This is a genomic window from Aurantiacibacter sp. MUD61 (assembly GCF_027912455.1).
In the GTDB taxonomy this organism is placed as follows: domain Bacteria; phylum Pseudomonadota; class Alphaproteobacteria; order Sphingomonadales; family Sphingomonadaceae; genus Alteraurantiacibacter.
In genome coordinates this window covers 1,245,593-1,263,507 of the sequence record NZ_CP115446.1, presented here as the reverse complement: position 1 = coordinate 1,263,507, position 17,915 = coordinate 1,245,593, and the positions used below count along the sequence as shown (strand labels likewise).

The window sequence follows — 17,915 nt, the reverse complement described above, 5'->3', positions numbered from 1 at the left end:
GTCGAATCCATATAGGTATGGGCTGATCTCGACCAAGAGACAGTGAAGCAATGTTTTGGCCTTGAGGAAAGCCCATAAAAATGGCCCCGCCAGCAAGTGGATGGCGGGGCCAGGGCTCGGATGTGCAGGCATGGACCGGGCCTGCTGCTGTGGTGGCCGATCGTCACGTCCGGCCACGCCGGCTTTTGTGCCGGTCTATGGTTCGGGCGTTTCGGGCGTCTCGTTCATCATCGCTTCTATTGCCTGGCGTATGCGCATGGCGACCGCAGGGTCAGCCTGCGCGGCGCGGCCGATGGCGGCGTATCTTGCGGGATCGAGGCCTTCTTCCACGACGATGCCCTCAGCCTGCGCGAGACGCGCTTCATCCGTCATTCCCGGATCGCGCTCCTGGCGCATGCGGATGCCCGCTGCGGCGAAGCTTGCGATTTCGGCATCGGTGATGTCTTCGCCGGTCAGCTCCATATCAGTTTCAGGGTCGGCAGGCGGGATGGGTGTTTCCTGCATGGGTTCGGGCGTTTGTACGGGCGGAATGGGTGAGATGTCCTGCGCAGCCGCGCTCCCGCCCGCCAGCAACCCCGCTGCCGCCGCGCTGATTATCCAGTATTTCATTTGATCGTCCTTCAGTAGCGTTTGTCACGCCCCCGAGAGGAAAGCTGCGCCTGGCGCCGCGGCATCACAACTGCGCCCGCGCCGAATAGGGCGCGAAAGCCGATCATCAGAGAAAGCTGTGCGCTGCTCGCGACGAAACGTTGGGAATGTCGCGCATAAGCGCCATTCGCGAAATCGCTTCGCCGCTCAGCGGTCTCTGTCGGTCGGAATGCCCAGCGAATCAGAGTGTTCGGGAGAACAGCGCCAGAAGGTTGCTCCACGCGCGTTCCGCGGGTTCGCGGGCATAGGCGGGGCTATCGAGGACGGTCCAGCCGTGATCGCCGTCATATAGCTCGACCGACACGTCAGCGCTGGCGGCAGCGGCGGCAGCTTCCAATTCGGCTTTCATGCCTTCGCTGCTAGCATTGTCATCACGGGCGATGCCGATGTGAACGCCGCTATCTGCAGGCAGATCGCCTAGGAGGTTAACAGGCGCCATATCCTCACCGCGGGTCAGCCCGCCGCTATGGAAACTGGCCGCCGCCTTGATGCGATCAGGCACGGCGTGGGCACAATAAATCGTCCAGCTGCCCGTCATGCAATGGCCCAGATTGCCGATCCCTTTGCTAGAATCGACGGCATGCTGATCATCCAGCCATGCAGCCACACTGCGTGCGGTCGCCATGACTGCAGCGGGCGTGTTCACTTCGCGCCACGGGGTCACGCGTTCCCAGCCATTGTTGTTGCGCCAGTCGCTGAAGTCCTCGAACTGCTGACCTGCGACTGATCGGTAATAAGGGTTCGGCACCAGCACGCTGTATCCGGATTCGGCCAGCCGTCGCCCCATTTGGATCTTGGCTGGTCGCAGGCCTGCGATATCGGGCCACAGGATTGCGGCGGGGGCAGAGCCGCTTGTCGCATGAATAAACACGCCGTCCATCGTCCCGCCATCGGCGGCGAAGGTCACTTGCCGCTCGACCAGGCCGGTCGCCTCGGTATCCATCGGCTCCATGGGAGCACAGGCAGCAACTGCCCCTGCTGCGCCCAGGGCGCCGAACTGGCGGCGATTCACGGGTCGATTGATCGCGGAAAACTGATCGCGTTCGCACATGGCAGATACTCTCCTGTTTTCCCGTCCGCAGTGGGCGTAGCATTGTCAGTCACTTGTGCAAAGCGGACCAATGGATGTGGCGGGCTTGGCGCGATTTGCCCCTCGTCCGGCGCATATGTCGCTTGTCGATCATTTCCTTGATTATTCCGCCGCAATCGGCATTTTACAGTCATGGACAAGAGGGCGGAAGAAATTCGTAAAATGAGCCAGAAGGGGCCGATCCAGCTGGATCGCGGCTCCTACGATGGCGGCAATCTACCGCGCGCGGACATCACGCGCCCGGCAAATATCGCGGAGCGGGACGGGCGCATCAACTGCCCGGTTTGCGACGAGGATATCTCCGCAAGGGCCAAGAAGTGCCGTCACTGCGGTGAAGTGCTCGATCCCGATATGCGCCGCGAGAAAATGTCCGAACGTCGCGCCGGCGGCGGCCGTGCCTACACCCGCAACAAGAGCAAGGTGGCGGCAGCAATCTTCGGCATTCTGCTGGGCTGGATCGGCGTGCACAAATATTATCTTGGTCGTGTCGGCCAAGGCATTCTCTATACGCTGTTCTTCTGGACCGGCATTCCCGGACTGCTCGGCCTGATCGAGGGCATTATCTACCTGACGATGGATGATGAGCGGTTCTGGGAAAAGTACGGCTGATCCGTCCAACTCTCCAACATGCGAGTCGGAAAATGGCGAAAAAAAGACGCCGCAATTTTTGTTCAGTCACGCGATGTGTCCCTGCTGTGACAGCGTCGAATCCCTGCTTCGATCAGAAATGAATGAGAGCCGCCCGGATTGATCCTTGCGAATTTCGCGGACCAAATTCCATTTATTCTGAATTGCGCTAAGAGAAGCCGTCCGCAGTGTTCCGCAGACACCGCTGGATGTGATCGACCTTGGATCGAACACGCCGAAACTATCGGGACGCGGGGAGGCGCGCTTTTTTCTGTGGCCGATCATCTTTTGTAACAAGAAGGATGATCACATGACAAAACTACTCAACGCAACATTCGCAATCGCTCTGGTCGCCGGCGGCCTTTCCGTGCCGCTACACGCGCAGGACCAGGCGCAAGACACCATCATCGTGCAACCGGCATCCAGCGAAGCCGTTTTTGCCGGACGGCTGACGCAGGAGCTTGATCAGCAACTTGCACGGGTCCGGTTTCCGCTGCGGGTCGAAGATACCGGCATAGTCCGGGTTCGCTTCGTCACCGATGACGATGGAACGCCGGGTGAAGCCTATATCTACGAAAGCTCGGGCAGCCGTTTTCTTGACCGAGCCGCCGTGCAGGCCGTCAGTCGTATGGATAGCGTGGGGCCAGCTCCGTGGGGCAGTGAAGACGGCCAGCAAGTCCAGGCCAATATCATTTTCGCCAATTCGGAGTATGAGCTCGGGCGCCTGACCCGTCGTCTCGAAGCCGAGGAAAGCGAACGGACTTACGAGCCACATATCCTGGCGCTGAACGTCGTGCCGGCATCGCGTCACTGACGCAGCCAGTCGCAGTTTGCCTTGGCATCGCGGCCGTCTGGCTGCGGAGGGCGCGCTGTGATGCCAGGGCATCACCGCATTGGCTGATCGAGAAGCAGATAGCTTGACAGCCCGTGCAACACACCGCGGGGCGTGATCCCAGGATCCCGCCCCGCTTATGCTGCGCGCGAGGGGCGCTTCAGCGCGGCTTCGCTCTGCTCCATCAGCTTCGTGATGATGTCCGCAGCAGGCTCTTCCTCGGTGACGAGGCTCACGCTTTGCCCGGCCATCAGCGAACCGTTTTCGATATCGCCATCCACTACTGCGCGGCGCAGCGCGCCTGCCCAATAATGTTCGATCTGCAATTGCGCCTCGGCCATTTCGATCTCGCCTGAATCGAGAATCTTGGCGACTTCGCGCTGCTTGGCAGTGAAGGCGTCGGTGCCCTTGTTCTTCAGCGCGCGCACCGGAATAACCGGCAGGCGCGGATCGACCTGCACGCTCATTTCCGCATCGCGGGCCTTGGCGCGGAAGAAGGCCTTCTTGAAATCGGGGTGGGCGATGCTTTCGGTGGCGCAGGCAAAACGCGTGCCGAGCTGCACGCCGCTCGCACCCATTTCCAGATAGGCGGCGATCATGTCGCCAGTGCCGATGCCGCCGGCGACGAACACCACGAATTCCTTCGCCAGTTCGGGCAGGAATTCCTGCGCCAGGACGCTGGTGGAAACAGGGCCGATATGGCCACCCGCCTCGCTGCCTTCGATCACCAAGGCGTCCGCGCCCGATCGCAGCAGTTTCTTCGCGAGCGCCAGTGTCGGCGCAAAGACGATAACCTTGGCGGGGTTCTTGCCGCCCTTGATGGCTTCCACACTGCCCTTTGGCGGGATGCCCCCTGCCAGCACGACATGGCCGACGGCGTGCTTCTCGCAGACCGCGATGAGCTCGAACAGGTCGGGATGCATGGTGATGAGGTTCACGCCGAAGGGCTTGTCCGTCATCTCTTTCGTCGCGGCGATTTCGGCATCGAGCAGATCGGGCGTCATCGCTCCGCAGGCAATCACGCCAAAGCCGCCGCCATTGCTGATCGCGGAGACGAGATTGCGCTCCGATACCCAGCTCATGGCACCGCACATGATCGCATGCTCGGTGCCAAGGAATTCGCGGCCGCGCGCCATCAGCGCAGATGTCTTGGGATAATCAGTCATGGCCGCTCCCTATGATACGGGCTTTCGGCCCGCAAGCGGAACTGCACCTGCCGCATGCCGTTTGCCTGTCATGAACAAAGCTTACGAAAAACTCGATCGCATCTTCGTCGCCGGTGAATGGCGCACAGGCTCCGGCAAGGAGATGCACAATATCTGTCCGTGGGACGAAAGCACCATCTTCACGATGAAAGGCGCCACGGCAGATGATGTGGATGAGGCCTGCAAGGCCGCTGCCGAAGCCCAAAAGGAATGGGGCGCAATGCCGCCCGCCGCGCGCGCTGCCGTCCTCTCGCGCATCGCCGAGGTGATGGACTCGCGCAAGGACGAGATTGCCGAATGGATCGTGCGCGAAATCGGCGGCACGCAGGTGAAGGCCGCGCTCGAACACAAGCTGTGCACCGATGTGGCGCGCAAGGGCGCGGTGCTGCCTTTCATGGTCGAAGGATTGATCCTGCCGGAGGATATTCCTGGCAAGGAGAGCCGCGCCTATCGCCAACCCGCTGGCGTCGTGGCACTCATCAGCCCGTGGAATTTCCCGCTGCAGCTGACTGGGCGCACGCTGCTGCCCGCGCTGGCGCTTGGCAATGCCGTGGTGCTGAAGCCGTCGAGCGATTCCATCGTCACTGGCGGCACCATTTTCGCCGCGATCTGCGAAGAAGCCGAAGTGCCCAAGGGACTTGTTTCCGTGCTGCCGGGCGGCGGCTCCGACATCGGCGACCCGCTGATTGCGCATGATATCCCCTCGGTCGTTTCCTTCACCGGCTCCACCGGCGTGGGGCGCGGCGTGGGCAAGGCGGCGCTCGATGCCGATCTCATCAAGTCGGTCGAGCTGGAACTGGGCGGCAATTCGCCCATCGTTGTGCTGGACGATGCCGACCTCGATTACGCGGTCGAGGCGAGCGTGTGGGGCAAGTTCATGCACCAGGGCCAGATTTGCATGATTGCCAATCGCATCGTGGTGGAAGACGGCATTTACGATGCCTTCGTCGAGGCATTCGTCGAACGAGTGAAGAAACTGCCCGTGGGCAAGCGCGATGCCGCCGATTGTTTCATCGGCCCCATCGTCAATCGCGACCAGTTCGACGGGATAACCGACATGATCGCCAAGGCGAAGGAACAGGGCGCGACCTGTGCTCTTGGCGGAGAGCCCGACGGCCTTGTCATCCCGCCGCATGTCTTCACCAATGTGGGAGAGGACAATTGCCTGGTCGATAATGAGATTTTCGGCCCGCTTTGCCCGATCACACGCGCGAAGGATGAGGACGACGCGATCCGCCTCGCCAATGCGACAAGCTACGGCCTGTCCGCTTCGGTCTTTTCGGAGAATGAAGGCCGCGCGCTTCGCGTTGCCAAGCAAATTCAGTCCGGCATGTGCCACATCAACGATGCGCCGGTGAACGACAGTCCGATGTCACCCTTTGGCGGCGTGAAGAATTCGGGCATCGGTCGCTTCAACGGTCGCTGGGCCATCGATGCCTTCACCACCACACGCTGGATCAGTGTGCAGCATGAAAAGCGCCAGCTGCCTTTCAGCGCGGACGATCTGGGCTAGGACGAATTAGTCGCGATAGTCGATCCGCACCTTGCCCGCAGCTTCTGCGGCAAGGGAGCGGGCATCGTCTGTCGTCTCACCCACAGCGAGCGCCACGCCCATGCGGCGGTAAGGGCGTGTGGTGGGCTTGCTGAAAATGCGGACATCGATATCGGGGCCAAGGCCGAGCGCATCGGCCACGCCTTCGAAACCGAAATCCGCACTCTCGCGATCGGCGAGGATCACGGCGGAGGCGGCGGGAATCGCGGGCTCGTCGGCAAAGATCGGCAGGCCCATCACTGCGCGGGCGTGCAGGTCGAATTCGGACAGACCCTGTGAAATCAGCGTCACCATGCCGGTATCGTGCGGGCGCGGACTGAGTTCGGAAAAGATCACTTCCTCTCCCTTCACGAAGAATTCGACGCCGTAGAGACCCCAGCCGCGGCCCTCGCCTTCCAGCGCGGTCACGACCTTTTCGGCCATGTCCTGCGCTTTGGCGAGAGCAGCTTCGCTCATCGCGGCGGGCTGCCAGCTTTCCTGGTAATCGCCGCGCTCCTGCCGGTGGCCGATGGGCTCGCAGAAAGTGAAACCGCCCGAATGACGCACGGTGAGCAGCGTGATTTCGTAATCGAAAGCGATAAATTGCTCGACGATGACGCGCTGGCGATCGCCGCGCATGTTCTCGACCGCGTAATTCCATGCAGCCTCCAAGTCAGCCGCGCTGTCGACTTTGCTCTGGCCTTTGCCCGATGATGACATGACCGGCTTGATGACAAGCGGGAAGCCGGTGTGCTCCGCCCCCGCCTGTACTTCGGCAAGACTTTCCGCGTAACGATAGCGCGAAGTCGTCAGGCCCAATTCCTGCGCCGCAAGATCGCGGATCGCATCGCGGTTCATCGTCAGCTGCGTGGCGCGCGCGGAGGGGACGACGGTAAAGCCATCCTCTTCCAGTTCGGCGAGCACTTCGGTGCGGATCGCCTCGATTTCCGGCACGATATAATCGGGCTGATGCGCCTCGACCACTTCGCGCAAGGCACTGCCGTCGAGCATGGAAAAGACTTCGCGAGCGTCTGCCAGCTGCATGGCAGGCGCATTGTCATAGGCATCGCAGGCCACGACATAAGCGCCCAGCCGCTTGGCCGAAATCACGAATTCACGGCCCAGCTCGCCCGAGCCAAGCAACAGGATTTTCGCGGTGTGGCTCATGCCTTACGCCGCATCGTCTTCAGCATCGAGACCATAGGCCGTGTGCAGCACGCGGACCGCAAGCTCGGTCTCATCTTCGTCGATCAATACCGAAACCTTGATCTCGGACGTCGAGATCGCCTGCACGTTGATGCCGCGATCGGCGAGCGCCTTGAACATGGTTGCGGCGACGCCCGCATGGCTCTTCATGCCCATGCCGACAACGCTGATCTTGGCGACCTTGCTGTCGGTGATCAGGCGATTGAAACCGAGAGCCTCCTGCCGGTCTTCCAGCATTGCCTGCGCTCGGGCGAGCTCTGCCTGCGGGACAGTGAAAGTCACGTCGGTCTCACCCTTGTCGCGGCCGACGTTCTGGATGATCATATCGACATTGATGCCCGCCTCACCCAGCGGGGTGAAAATATCGGCGACGGCGCCCGGCTTGTCCGGCACGCGGGTGAGCACAACGCGCGCTTCATTCTTGTCATGCGCGATACCGGTAACGGATTGGCGTTCCACTTGGCCTTCCTCCAGAAGTTTTCCCATCTCCTCTTCGGAGACGATCATGGTGCCGGGCAGATTGTCTGCCGCAGGCGAATTCTCATCCACGAAGGATGAAAGCACCTGCACCCGGACGTTGTATTTCATCGCCATGCTGACGCTGCGGGTCTGCAGCACCTTGGCACCGACCGATGCCAGCTCCAGCATTTCTTCAAAGGCGATGTGCTTGATCTTGCGCGCGCGCGCCACGATGCGCGGATCGGTGGTGTAGACGCCGTCCACATCGGTGTAGATGTCGCAGCGGTCAGCCTCGATAGCGGCGGCCACGGCGACAGCCGAGGTATCCGATCCCCCGCGCCCCATCGTCGTAATCCGGCCATTGTCGGATACGCCCTGGAAACCCGGAATGATGGCGATCTCGCCGCCCTGCATCGCTTCGATCATCTGCGCAGCTTCGATGTCGCCGACGCGGGCATTGGCGTGATTGGCGAAAGTCTTGACCGGCACCTGCCAGCCGAGCCAGCTGCGCGCCTTGCACCCCATGCTTTGCAGGGTGAGCGCGAGCAATCCGCTCGTCACCTGTTCGCCGCTTGAGACGACTACATCGTATTCTGCCGGATCGTAGAGCGGATTCGCTTCGCGGCAGAAATTCACCAGCCGATCGGTCTCGCCCGCCATGGCGGAGACGACGACGGCAACCTCATTCCCGGCAGCCGCTTGCGCGCGCACGATATTGGCGACACGGCGGATGCGCTCGGTCCCTGCGACCGATGTCCCCCCGAATTTCATCACAATGCGTGCCACGGTAACTCTCGTCGGTATGGTTGAATGCCCCCGGGGCTGTTAAGGGCAGAGCATGACCGACGCAACTGTCACATCTGCAACTATCCGCCCGGAAGAGGCAAAACACTTTGGCAAGCTGGCGCGAGAGTGGTGGGATCCCAAGGGATCATCCGCCATGCTGCACAAGCTCAACCCTGTGCGCCTCGGCTTCATTCGTGAAGCGATCGACATGCATTGGGCAGGCGATGTGGAGAGCATAAAACCGCTGGCTGGCAAGAGCGCGCTCGATGTCGGCTGCGGTGCTGGGCTGCTGTGCGAGCCGCTGGCGCGGATGGGAGCCGAAGTGACTGGCGTGGATGCCGCGCCGGAAAATACGCAAGTCGCCGCGCTGCATGCAGAAGGTGCAGGGCTGGATATTCGCTACGTGCCGGGAGAACTCGGTTCACTCGGGCTCGGCAAGTTCGATCTCGTGACCTGCATGGAAGTGATCGAACATGTGGCGGACAAGGCGGCTTTCCTTGCACAGCTGGCCGCGCATCTGGCGCCGGACGGGCTGATGGTCCTCTCGACACCCAATCGCACCTTGATAAGCAAGGCCTTCCTCGTCGAAGGCGCGGAAGCGCTGGGCGCAGTGCCAAAGGGCACGCATCATTGGGAAGATTTCGTGACACCCGAAGAGCTCGAGGATTTGCTTGGCGTGGCGTGTCTCAAGGTCACGCGCACCAAAGGCATCGCCTTTTCACCGCTGAAGGGCCTGCATGTGAGCGATGATAGGTCGCTGAATTATATTCTTACTGCTCGTTCGGCCTGACGCGCCACGCTCTGCCCAGCGCATCGAGCGCGTAATAGGGATCGTCGGTGAAAATCCCGTCGACGCCGATGCCGACGAGCACTGCGACGAGATCGCGCATGCTTCCAAGCCCTTGCGGGTCGTCTCCGCGCTGCAAAGAAGGGGGTAGAAAAGCGTTTTCCTTGCGTACCGTCCACGCATGGACAAGCAGGCCCTGCTCATGTGCATTCTCAACAACGCCGGTGGAGTTTGCCCGCTCGTCCACCAGCAAGGGTATCGCTGCACCGATGCCATCCGCATAGGTGGCAATCTCGGCAAGCCCCTGCCGCGATACCATGCCCGCATAATCGATTGCAGGATCGTCGGCTGGTCCGCCTTCGTCTGAAACGAGCTGGACCAGCCGCAGATCGGTCATCGCGTTCAAGCGGCGCAGCGGCTCGATCTCGAAACATTGAATGAAGACCGGCGCATCGGCGCCCTCATATGCGGCGGCATGCAATTGCTCGACCAGCAGCGTGGCAACGTCATGGCCAAGTGTCGCGAAATAGGCTGGATGCTTGATCTCGGGATAAATGCCGATCACGCGGCCGAATTCGGCCTCACGCGCACGCACGAGCTGGTTGATTTCTGCAAGCGTCGGCACCTGGTAAAGCCCATCGAAGCGCGTATTGTCCGGTCGAATTTCGGGCAATCGCTCGCGAGCGCGTAGCGTGCGCAGTTCAGCCAGAGTGAAATCCTCGGTGAACCAGCCGGTCACCTCTTCACCATCGATCACCTTGGTCGTCCGCCGCTCTGCAAATTCGGGCCGATCTGCCACGTCGGTTGTGCCGGAGATTTCATTCTCATGTCTCGCGACGAGCACGCCATCGGCTGTCACCACCAGATCGGGCTCGATGAAATCCGCACCGAAATCGATGGCGAGATCGTAGGCTTCCAGCGTGTGTTCGGGCCGCTCTCCGCTCGCGCCGCGATGGGCAATTATCAGCATGCCACCCTCCCCCTCTTCCTGCCCAGAAGCAGGAGAAAATGCTGCACCCAATGCTGCGCAGCAAAGTGCTGTAAACACGATAAAACGTGTCAGCAAAGCGCGTTCTCCCATTCGCTCTCTGCGAAGCCCACAAGCACGTGCTCATCGCCCTCGCGTTCCATGACCGGGCGCTTGATCATGCTCGGGTGTTCGACCATCAGCGCGATCGCCTTTTCGCGGGTCATGTCGGCTTTCTGGTCTTCGTCCAATTTGCGGAATGTAGTGCCGCGGCGGTTTAGCAGGACCTCCCAGCCGCAGCGGTCCGCCCAGCGTGAGAGGTCATCTTCAGACACGCCTTCCTTCTTGTAATCGTGGAAGGTGTAATCGATGCTCTGCGCGTCCATCCATTTGCGCGCTTTCTTCACCGTGTCGCAATTGGGGATGCCGTAAATGTGGATCATCATGGTCTCTTCGCACTAACCTTCAGCTATGACAAATTGAGGTCGGGCGCGAACTGTGCCCCCGACCTCGTGAACATTCTAAAGCTATAGACTAGCGCGCGCTGCGCGCGATACGGAATTAACCCAGGTCAAATTCGACGATGCGGCCATCGCTGCGGAAGGCGCAGGCGAATTCGTCGCGGCGCGAATCGCGGGTATCGATGCGACCATAAACCACCACGATATCGCGATCATCCTGCCGCACGTCAGTGATCTGGACCCGGCCAATCCGGCTGGCTTCCTGACCGCATTCGCGAACAGCGGCACGCTGGAAATCGCTGAGGTTGCGATCATTGTAGCCACCGCTGCCGCCCAGGATCCCGCCCAGCAGGTCTCCGAGCGGATTGCCACCATAGGTATTGGCACAGCCGCTCAATGCGAGGGCCGATGCTGCAAGGGCGATCAGGGATTTGTTGCGCATGTCGAGTCTCTCCAATTGCCTCGACACACCCGTCCCCGCTCAAGGTTTGTATTCACTACGAGACTGGCAAGCGCTTGTTCCGAAAAGCATTCATGGCGAGACTACCGGATATTTCATCCCAGATTGGCGTCGGCAATCGCGACAGCAAGCGCATCCGCTGCATCGGCACCAGCAAGTTGCACGCCGGGCAGCAGGACTTTCAGCATGGCCTGCACCTGCGCCTTTTCCGCGCCGCCGGTGCCAACCACCGCTTTCTTAACGAGGCGCGCGGCATGTTCGCGCACCTCCAGCCCGGCCCCTCCGCATGCCGCAATTACTGCGCCGCGCGCCTGCGCCAGCTTGATTGTCGATTGTGCGTTCTTGTTGGCAAAGATTTCCTCCGCCGCCGCGCGATCAGGCGTGTGGAGCGCGATCACCTCGGCGATCGCCGCATGCAGCTGCGTCAGCCGCGCGGCGATTGGTGTCTTGGAGTCCGTTTTCACCTGTCCATTGGCGATATGCGAGATGCGACTGCCCTCAGCCCGGATTACGCCCCAGCCGGTGCAGCTCAGCGATGGATCGAGGCCGAGAATGATCACGCGCGCGATCTCACCCTAGGCCAATCCGCCAGCCGAGCCGGCATGTAAGGGCAAGCAGGAATGCGAAGCAAAGAAGGCCAACGAAAAATCCGCCGACCCATTCCTTCACGCTTCCAGCTTCTCCATGATCTCATCGGAGATTTCGTAATTGCCCCAGACGGTCTGCACATCGTCGTCATCGTCCAGCGCATCGACCAGCTTCAGCAGCGTGCCCGCCGCCTTCTCGTCCATATCGACCGTGATGTTGGGCTTCCACGCGAGTTTTACGTTCTCTGCTTCGCCCAAAGCCTTTTCCATGTCGGTGGCGACCTGGTGGAGCGCTTCGGGCTCGGTCCAGATGGTGTGGCCGTCTTCGGAGCTTTCGATGTCGTCCGCGCCAGCTTCCATCGCTGCCATCAGTACGGTTTCCTCATCCCCGGCAGAGGCCGGGTATTCGATCAGGCCGCGCCGCTCGAACCCGTGCTGCACGCTGCCTTCGGTTCCGAGATTGCCGCCGTTCTTGCTGAACGCGGTGCGCACGGCAGTGGCGGTACGGTTGCGATTGTCGGTCAGCGCCTCGACGATGATCGCGCTGCCGCCGGGGCCATAGCCTTCGTAGCGGACTTCTTCGTAGTTCTCGCCGTCAGCCGCGCTCGCCTTGTCGATGGCGCGCTGGATATTGTCCTTCGGCATGGACTGGGCCTTGGCGGTATTCACCGCGAGCCGAAGGCGCGGGTTCATGTCCGGATCGGGCGTTCCCATCTTCGCCGCAACGGTGATTTCGCGGCTCAGCTTGGAAAATAGGTTGGAACGCTTCTTATCCTGCGCACCCTTGCGGTGCATGATGTTCTTGAATTTGGAATGGCCTGCCATCGTACTACTCTAAGTTGTCGGTATGCGAGCGCCTTACTCCGATGGCGAAGCAAGACGCAAGCTCGAGAGGTTATTGTTCGCGGCTTGGCCTACTTGCCCAGCTCACCGGATCGCACTGTGACTGTGCGATCATCGCCCCAAGTGTTGCGGCTCGAGGTGATCCGGTTGTTGTCGAGCAGATCGATGACGCGCCGTGGCGACGGCAGGCGATCCTGCGACACCAGCATCACATCCTCCGCCGCACGGTGCAGCGTGAGAGAAAAGGCCTCGTCATTTTCACTATCGGGCGAAATTCCCTCGACCCGCAATTGCGGCGCTACATGGACGGCATTGCCATTGTCACCCAGCGCCAGGAGATAGCTGTTTTCGCTTTCGTTCGCGCGATATACGGCCTGGCCGATCTCGAGCTGAGAATCGCGGCACCAGGCGACGGGCCCGGCTTCGGCTTGCCGTTCCGCGACGAGCCCTTGAAGCAGCCCGCCAAGCAGGCTGTTCACGACATTGTCCGCTGCATCACCGCGAACATCGCGCGAACGACCGCGGAAGCGCAGCTCGTTCTCGCAATCTGCAATGGGAGTGGCCGCGACCGCTTCGTGAGCCGGCAATTGCAGCTCCGCCAGCGCGCTCTCCATCCAGTGCAGCAGGCCATCGCTGGTCCGCATGACAGAGCTTGCGCGCAATTTCACATACCAATCACCGACGGCAAACATGGCCACGCCCGTGCTGCGCATCGGGCTGCCCGCGCCGGGCTCAAAAACGGCGAGAAGGCCGGACGCCGTGTCGCTCCCAGGCAAGGCAAAGCTGCGCGGCGCAATGCTGACATCGGGCTCGTCGAAATTGGGGTGCATGGCGATCACCGACTCCGCTTGCGCGAACCACAGCGGTAGTGAGCCATTGGTATTGCGGAAGATGTAGACGCTGAGCACCTGCCCATTGTCGGCACTTGCGAAATTCATGCCGAGATCGAGCGCATTCTCGGCATATTCATTGATCCGGGTGCGCTGCAGCCCGCCCAGCGACGGCGGTACCGTAATCTCGCTGTGCGGGTGTACGTAGGCCTCGTCCGCAGCCAAGGAAATGGACTGCTGCGCGGCCGCAGGCACGCTGAGCATCGCGCCAGACAAGGCGAGCGCTGCTGCGAAACAAATACGTGAAATCATGACCCTATCCCCTTCACTACAAAGGCTGGCACATCACCGGCGAAGGGGCAAGACAAAGGGCGATCAGCCCATGCCGAGCGCGGCCTTGTAGGTGTCGAGGATCATTTCCATTTCGCTGCGGTCATTGGTGTCCATCTTCCGCAGGCGCACGATCTGGCGCATGATCTTCACATCGTAACCGACTGCCTTGGCCTCCGCGTAAACGTCGCGAATGTCGTCGGCGATGCCCTTCTTTTCCTCTTCAAGGCGCTCGATACGCTCGATCAGCAGGCGCAGGCGGTCGTCGGTGGCTTCAGCCATGTGGGTTTACTCCGGTTGGAATGAGAATCAGTTGCCGCGCTGGTTAGCCGCGCATCATGGCGCGGTGAAGAGTGCAATCCACAAGGCCCGAAATTTGGTCGGGAAAACTTTAGCGCCGAAAGGTCAGCGCCAAGAAATCAACGAAGGTCTGCCGCGTTTTTCGCGATGCTCGCCTGCATACGGGCGATCTGTTCTTCGCTCGCCTCGCTCTGGCGCGTAGCTTTCCATTCTTCAATGGGCATGCCGTGGATGAGCGCACGGGCTTCGGCCTTGTCGCCTTCATATCCGGCATCGCGAATCCAGTCGGCGAGGCAATTGCGGCAGAAGCCTGCCAGCCCCATCAGCTCGATATTCTGCGCGTCGTGGCGATGGCGCAAATGGCGCACCAGCCGGCGGAAGGCGGCCGCTGCCACGTCATCGGGGAGCGCATCCAGCGGGTCAGTTGTGTCATGCATAGCAATGCCTCATCCAAAGTGCTCTTGTCTTGTCACATTAGCGTGCCATAGGCTGGGCATATGGCAAATGAAACACGCGCAAAGCTCGATCCGAGAGGCCGCAAGGTCAAGATCCTCGCAACCACCGGCCCGTCCACCGCAGATCCGGACGTACTGCGCAGCCTATTCAAGGCCGGGGCCGACGCCTTTCGCGTGAATATGAGCCATGGCGAGCATGAGATGCACGCCAAGACCATCGCCAATATCCGCGCGCTGGAGAAGGAATTTCACCGCCCCATCGCTATCCTTGCAGACCTGCAGGGGCCGAAACTGCGTGTGGGCAAATTTGCCGACGGCAAAGCGACCATCTCGCACGGGGCGAAGTTCACCTTCGACCGGTCGAGCGAGCCGGGCGATGCCACCCGCGTCGAGCTGCCGCATCCGGAAATTTTTGCCGTGATCGAGGAAGGCCAGCGCCTGCTGGTCAATGATGGCAAGATGCGTTTCCGCGTCCTGTCGGCTTCCGAAGAGGCCATCACCTGCAAGGCCGAAGTCGGCGGTGTCATTTCCGATCGCAAGGGCGTGAACGTGCCTGATGCCGAAATTCCCATTCCCGCGCTGACCGAGAAGGATCGCAAGGATCTCGCCTTTGCCATGGATCAGGGTGCGGACTGGATCGGACTATCCTTCGTCCAGCGCCCCGATGACCTTGCCGAAGCCCGCCGCCTGATGCGCGGCCCCAATGGCGAACCGCGCGGTGCGCTGTGTGCCAAGATCGAGAAGCCTTCAGCCGTGCGTCGCCTTGATGAAATCATCGAGCAGTCGGACGCGATCATGGTGGCACGCGGCGACCTGGGCGTGGAGCTCAATCCCGAAGAAGTGCCGCCGCTGCAGAAGAAGATCGTCAACAAAACCCGCCTGACGGGCAAGCCCGTGATCGTGGCGACGCAAATGCTGGAAAGCATGATCGAAAGCCCAGCACCCACCCGCGCCGAAGTGTCCGACGTTGCCAATGCCGTCTACGATGGTGCGGATTGCGTCATGCTCTCAGCCGAGACCGCTGCGGGCGACTGGCCCGAAGAAGCCGTGCTGATGATGGCGAGCATCGCCCGCCAGGTCGAGAATGACGAGGCCTATAAGGACCGCGTCCGCATGCTCGATACGCCGCCCGATCCAACCACTGCCGATGCGATGGCGCATGCCTGCATGACCATCGGCGACACAGTGACGCTCGGCGCGATCGGTGTGTTTACGTCATCGGGCAGCAGCGCCCGGCGCGTGGCGCGTGAACGCCCGGCTGTGCCCGTCATGGTGCTTACTCCCAGTATGGCCGTCGCCCGCCGCGTGGCTCTCCTGTGGGGCGCGCATCCGGTGGCGACCAAGGACATCGGCAGCTTTGAAGAAATGGTCGCCAAGGGCAAACGTATGGCTCTGCGCCATGGCTTTGCCGAAAGCGGCTCTCGCCTCGCCGTGATGGCGGGCGTCCCCTTCGGCCAATCCGGCGCGACGAACCTCGTGCATGTGGTGACGGTTCAGGGCGACGAGCTTGAGGGTTGGGACTAAACTCCTAAAAGCGAATATCGCCATAGAGGCTTTCAAGTGTTTCAGGCAGATCGCGATTACGGTTGAGCGTCGCTTGAAAAGCCGCGCGGATGGCGGGCCAGCCGGCCGAGCTATTGGTAAGAACAACCAACACTGACCGCGTCTCGGGATCGACGATCAGATGGGTATTGATGCCCGTTTGGCCGCCACTGTGCTCAAGCAGTGTCCGCCCGTCACGATCCTGCACGATCCAGCCAAGACCGTGTGGCGCAAGGCCTGGCATGTCCTCCGGCATCAATTCAATCTCATTCGGACGCGCCAGGCTTTCTGCCAGCTCTGGGTGAGCTTCGCGCCAGTCGAGAAACCAGAGCCCAAAGCGAAGCAGATCTTGGGGCGTTGAAAGCATGTTGGCCGCGGCATTCACACTGTCACCGCGATAATGTGGAAGAGGCGTACCAGTCGCCCAATGCTCGCCGGCAAACCTGTCTGCGACGTAGGGGGACCAGCGAAACGATGTGTCGTGCATCTCTGCTGGCCCGAAAACGTAGCGCTGGGCGAGCGCCTCGAGGCTTTCGCCGGTGTGGGCTTCCACAGCGAGACGCAGTTGCTCGAAGGCCTCGCCAGAATAGCCCTGCATTTCACCGGGATCCGACTGAAATCGAAGTGGATCTCCCATCCGCCAGTTTGGAAGACCGGTAAGGTGCCGCAACACCATACGAGTCGTCAGTTCGGCAGAACGCGGATCATTGGATAACGCGGGTTCCATCCGGAAATCTGCCAGGGGCCGGTCTAGGTCCCAGCTCCCCTCGTCCACTAGAGAGAGCACCGTCATGGTCGTGACGAGTTTTGTGATCGAGGCGGTGCGAAACACTGTGTGGTTATCCGCAAGTTCGCCATTCGCCTGTGTGCCGAAGGTGCGGACAAACTGCTCCTCACCATTCACCGCCCAGCCGATGCCCAGAGCGGGAATATTGTGCTCCATGGCAATGCCGGACATCAAATCGGAGAGCTCGCGCTCTGGCTGAGGGCCTGTCAGTGAGAGATCCTGTTGGGCACCACTCACCTGTACATCCTCACCCTGCAGCTCCGCAGCTCGCCCGAGCGATCGACTGTCCGAAGTGAAGGCGCGATAGGAACCGCGCGGCAGATCAAGAGCGAAGTTGCCCTGCGGATCGGTCAGGGTGCGAAAAGTGACATGTGGAAATTGCTCAGATCGAAAATGAGCGAAGCGCGGCGGCTCTGTTTCCCCCATCGCCTCAGGCCAATGTGTACGGCCTGAGATCGCTACGGGCGCGAACGGCTCTGGCCAGATCACCAGATCGCCAAGATCGCGGTTCTCTGCGCCGTCATTCGGTCCAGAAGTCCATTTGAGGATGGACCCATCGCGTTCAGCATCTCGATCGAAAATCACGATATCAAAGCCGAAGATCAGTGCTCCAGAAGTAAGCCATTCCTGCGGCAGATTCTGGTCCCGCCAAATCGCTGCAAGATCGATCTCCCAGATGTAGCGGCTCGTCATTCCGCCTGTCTGCTCGCGCGAGACCTGCACGGCCCCCTCCGGCAGCAAGCGATCGTCGACTGCTGCAATCGGTCGCTCCACCAGAGAAAATTCCATTTTCTCTGCAAATGAGGAACGGTGTTCGAAGTCGAAGTAAAGCAATGCTCCATCTGGATTTTGACCCAATCCATTTGGCAGTGAAAACGCGCTTCTGTCGCTTACGCACAAATCATCTGCGACATCGACCACGACAAAGAGCGCCTGCAAATCGACCGAGTAGCCAGCGACGAAACAGGCGGAGATATCCGAATGGGAGACAGGCTGCGGCAGGTCTGGATCGAATTGGCGGAGCGGTTCGCAATCCTCACTGCGCTCCACCAGCTCGGCCAGTCCGCTGACCGGATGCACGGCCACAACCGGGCCGGAATTTGCCTGAACTGGGACAGAGCCAGCCGCTGCCAACACTGTCGCCCCCATCATCGTGATGCGCATCATTGGATTGTCCTTCTT

General features: G+C 60.9%; 19 protein-coding genes. 5 read left to right on the top strand and 14 right to left on the bottom strand.

The annotated features are described in order from the left end of the window. Positions 1-195 precede the first annotated feature (195 nt). Complete coding sequence (locus O2N64_RS06115; RefSeq protein WP_271079392.1) at positions 196-609, bottom strand: hypothetical protein; 414 nt, start codon at positions 607-609, stop codon at positions 196-198. 220 nt (positions 610-829) lie between these two features. After that, entirely contained in the window at positions 830-1,699 is an 870-nt protein-coding gene (locus tag O2N64_RS06110) for a dienelactone hydrolase family protein (protein ID WP_271079391.1), read from the bottom strand. 171 nt (positions 1,700-1,870) lie between these two features. Between O2N64_RS06110 and O2N64_RS06105 the strand changes: the two genes are divergently transcribed. Both O2N64_RS06105 and O2N64_RS06100 read left to right on the top strand, forming a co-directional pair. Continuing rightward, positions 1,871-2,347 carry an NINE protein gene (locus O2N64_RS06105; RefSeq protein WP_271079390.1) on the top strand — a complete coding sequence of 159 codons (477 nt, stop codon included), beginning with the start codon at positions 1,871-1,873 and terminating at the stop codon, positions 2,345-2,347. 328 nt (positions 2,348-2,675) lie between these two features. Continuing rightward, positions 2,676-3,179, top strand: a complete 504-nt coding sequence (locus O2N64_RS06100; protein WP_271079389.1) for an energy transducer TonB family protein — start codon at positions 2,676-2,678, stop codon at positions 3,177-3,179. 155 nt (positions 3,180-3,334) lie between these two features. Here O2N64_RS06100 and O2N64_RS06095 read toward each other — a convergent pair whose 3' ends face one another. Next, on the bottom strand, positions 3,335-4,363 hold the full coding sequence (locus O2N64_RS06095; RefSeq protein WP_271079388.1) for an NAD(P)H-dependent flavin oxidoreductase: 1,029 nt from the start codon (positions 4,361-4,363) through the stop codon (positions 3,335-3,337). Between the two features lie 70 nt (positions 4,364-4,433). On the opposite strand from O2N64_RS06095, the gene O2N64_RS06090 reads away from it, so the two are divergent. Continuing rightward, positions 4,434-5,915 carry an aldehyde dehydrogenase family protein gene (locus O2N64_RS06090; protein WP_271079387.1) on the top strand — a complete coding sequence of 494 codons (1,482 nt, stop codon included), beginning with the start codon at positions 4,434-4,436 and terminating at the stop codon, positions 5,913-5,915. 6 nt (positions 5,916-5,921) lie between these two features. Here the strand turns inward: O2N64_RS06090 and purT are convergent, their stop codons facing one another. Continuing rightward, complete coding sequence (purT, locus tag O2N64_RS06085) at positions 5,922-7,100, bottom strand: formate-dependent phosphoribosylglycinamide formyltransferase (RefSeq protein ID WP_271079386.1); 1,179 nt, start codon at positions 7,098-7,100, stop codon at positions 5,922-5,924. Positions 7,101-7,103: 3 nt separating this feature from the next. Continuing rightward, complete coding sequence (locus O2N64_RS06080) at positions 7,104-8,384, bottom strand: aspartate kinase (RefSeq protein ID WP_271079385.1); 1,281 nt, start codon at positions 8,382-8,384, stop codon at positions 7,104-7,106. Positions 8,385-8,436: 52 nt separating this feature from the next. Between O2N64_RS06080 and ubiG the strand changes: the two genes are divergently transcribed. Then, the gene (gene ubiG, locus O2N64_RS06075; protein ID WP_271079384.1) at positions 8,437-9,174 is read left to right on the top strand and encodes a bifunctional 2-polyprenyl-6-hydroxyphenol methylase/3-demethylubiquinol 3-O-methyltransferase UbiG; all 738 of its coding nucleotides are present in this window, start codon (positions 8,437-8,439) and stop codon (positions 9,172-9,174) included. Here the strand turns inward: ubiG and O2N64_RS06070 are convergent. The 8 genes from O2N64_RS06070 to O2N64_RS06035 form a co-directional block, all read right to left on the bottom strand. Next, a complete protein-coding gene (locus tag O2N64_RS06070) occupies positions 9,155-10,141 on the bottom strand; it encodes a glycerophosphodiester phosphodiesterase (RefSeq protein WP_271079383.1) in 987 nt (328 codons plus the stop codon). The genes ubiG and O2N64_RS06070 overlap by 20 nt on opposite strands. Before the next feature lie 89 nt (positions 10,142-10,230). Continuing rightward, positions 10,231-10,584 carry an ArsC family reductase gene (locus O2N64_RS06065; RefSeq protein ID WP_271079382.1) on the bottom strand — a complete coding sequence of 118 codons (354 nt, stop codon included), beginning with the start codon at positions 10,582-10,584 and terminating at the stop codon, positions 10,231-10,233. 115 nt (positions 10,585-10,699) lie between these two features. Then, positions 10,700-11,041 (bottom strand): hypothetical protein, encoded by a 342-nt coding sequence (locus O2N64_RS06060; protein ID WP_271079381.1) that lies wholly within the window; start codon positions 11,039-11,041, stop codon positions 10,700-10,702. Positions 11,042-11,154: 113 nt separating this feature from the next. Continuing rightward, positions 11,155-11,619: a crossover junction endodeoxyribonuclease RuvC gene (ruvC, locus tag O2N64_RS06055; RefSeq protein ID WP_271079380.1), complete on the bottom strand. Its 465-nt coding sequence runs from the start codon at positions 11,617-11,619 to the stop codon at positions 11,155-11,157. A 105-nt stretch (positions 11,620-11,724) separates the two neighbouring features. Continuing rightward, positions 11,725-12,471, bottom strand: a complete 747-nt coding sequence (locus O2N64_RS06050) for a YebC/PmpR family DNA-binding transcriptional regulator (RefSeq protein WP_271079379.1) — start codon at positions 12,469-12,471, stop codon at positions 11,725-11,727. Between the two features lie 89 nt (positions 12,472-12,560). Beyond that, complete coding sequence (locus O2N64_RS06045) at positions 12,561-13,631, bottom strand: hypothetical protein (RefSeq protein ID WP_271079378.1); 1,071 nt, start codon at positions 13,629-13,631, stop codon at positions 12,561-12,563. 63 nt (positions 13,632-13,694) lie between these two features. Next, positions 13,695-13,931 (bottom strand): DUF2312 domain-containing protein, encoded by a 237-nt coding sequence (locus O2N64_RS06040; RefSeq protein WP_197919798.1) that lies wholly within the window; start codon positions 13,929-13,931, stop codon positions 13,695-13,697. Positions 13,932-14,068: 137 nt separating this feature from the next. Further along, positions 14,069-14,386, bottom strand: coding sequence for a DUF1244 domain-containing protein (locus O2N64_RS06035; protein ID WP_271079377.1), 318 nt, complete (start codon positions 14,384-14,386; stop codon positions 14,069-14,071). 60 nt (positions 14,387-14,446) lie between these two features. Here O2N64_RS06035 and pyk point away from each other — a divergent pair, with 60 nt between their 5' ends. Further along, positions 14,447-15,928 carry a pyruvate kinase gene (gene pyk, locus O2N64_RS06030; RefSeq protein ID WP_271079376.1) on the top strand — a complete coding sequence of 494 codons (1,482 nt, stop codon included), beginning with the start codon at positions 14,447-14,449 and terminating at the stop codon, positions 15,926-15,928. A gap of 4 nt (positions 15,929-15,932) precedes the next feature. Here the strand turns inward: pyk and O2N64_RS06025 are convergent, their stop codons facing one another. Next, on the bottom strand, positions 15,933-17,900 hold the full coding sequence (locus tag O2N64_RS06025) for a serine hydrolase domain-containing protein (RefSeq protein ID WP_271079375.1): 1,968 nt from the start codon (positions 17,898-17,900) through the stop codon (positions 15,933-15,935). Between the last annotated feature and the right edge of the window lie 15 nt (positions 17,901-17,915).

What these genes read in the sequence shown, in the direction of transcription:
- O2N64_RS06115 (WP_271079392.1), bottom strand. Translation starts at nt 609, where the DNA reads ATGAAATACTGGATAATCAGCGCGGCGGCAGCGGGGTTGCTGGCGGGC.
- O2N64_RS06110 (WP_271079391.1), bottom strand. Translation starts at nt 1,699, where the DNA reads ATGTGCGAACGCGATCAGTTTTCCGCGATCAATCGACCCGTGAATCGC.
- O2N64_RS06105 (WP_271079390.1), top strand. Translation starts at nt 1,871, where the DNA reads ATGGACAAGAGGGCGGAAGAAATTCGTAAAATGAGCCAGAAGGGGCCG.
- O2N64_RS06100 (WP_271079389.1), top strand. Translation starts at nt 2,676, where the DNA reads ATGACAAAACTACTCAACGCAACATTCGCAATCGCTCTGGTCGCCGGC.
- O2N64_RS06095 (WP_271079388.1), bottom strand. Translation starts at nt 4,363, where the DNA reads ATGACTGATTATCCCAAGACATCTGCGCTGATGGCGCGCGGCCGCGAA.
- O2N64_RS06090 (WP_271079387.1), top strand. Translation starts at nt 4,434, where the DNA reads ATGAACAAAGCTTACGAAAAACTCGATCGCATCTTCGTCGCCGGTGAA.
- purT (WP_271079386.1), bottom strand. Translation starts at nt 7,100, where the DNA reads ATGAGCCACACCGCGAAAATCCTGTTGCTTGGCTCGGGCGAGCTGGGC.
- ubiG (WP_271079384.1), top strand. Translation starts at nt 8,437, where the DNA reads ATGACCGACGCAACTGTCACATCTGCAACTATCCGCCCGGAAGAGGCA.
- O2N64_RS06070 (WP_271079383.1), bottom strand. Translation starts at nt 10,141, where the DNA reads ATGCTGATAATTGCCCATCGCGGCGCGAGCGGAGAGCGGCCCGAACAC.
- O2N64_RS06065 (WP_271079382.1), bottom strand. Translation starts at nt 10,584, where the DNA reads ATGATGATCCACATTTACGGCATCCCCAATTGCGACACGGTGAAGAAA.
- O2N64_RS06060 (WP_271079381.1), bottom strand. Translation starts at nt 11,041, where the DNA reads ATGCGCAACAAATCCCTGATCGCCCTTGCAGCATCGGCCCTCGCATTG.
- O2N64_RS06050 (WP_271079379.1), bottom strand. Translation starts at nt 12,471, where the DNA reads ATGGCAGGCCATTCCAAATTCAAGAACATCATGCACCGCAAGGGTGCG.
- O2N64_RS06045 (WP_271079378.1), bottom strand. Translation starts at nt 13,631, where the DNA reads ATGATTTCACGTATTTGTTTCGCAGCAGCGCTCGCCTTGTCTGGCGCG.
- O2N64_RS06040 (WP_197919798.1), bottom strand. Translation starts at nt 13,931, where the DNA reads ATGGCTGAAGCCACCGACGACCGCCTGCGCCTGCTGATCGAGCGTATC.
- O2N64_RS06035 (WP_271079377.1), bottom strand. Translation starts at nt 14,386, where the DNA reads ATGCATGACACAACTGACCCGCTGGATGCGCTCCCCGATGACGTGGCA.
- pyk (WP_271079376.1), top strand. Translation starts at nt 14,447, where the DNA reads ATGGCAAATGAAACACGCGCAAAGCTCGATCCGAGAGGCCGCAAGGTC.
- O2N64_RS06025 (WP_271079375.1), bottom strand. Translation starts at nt 17,900, where the DNA reads ATGATGCGCATCACGATGATGGGGGCGACAGTGTTGGCAGCGGCTGGC.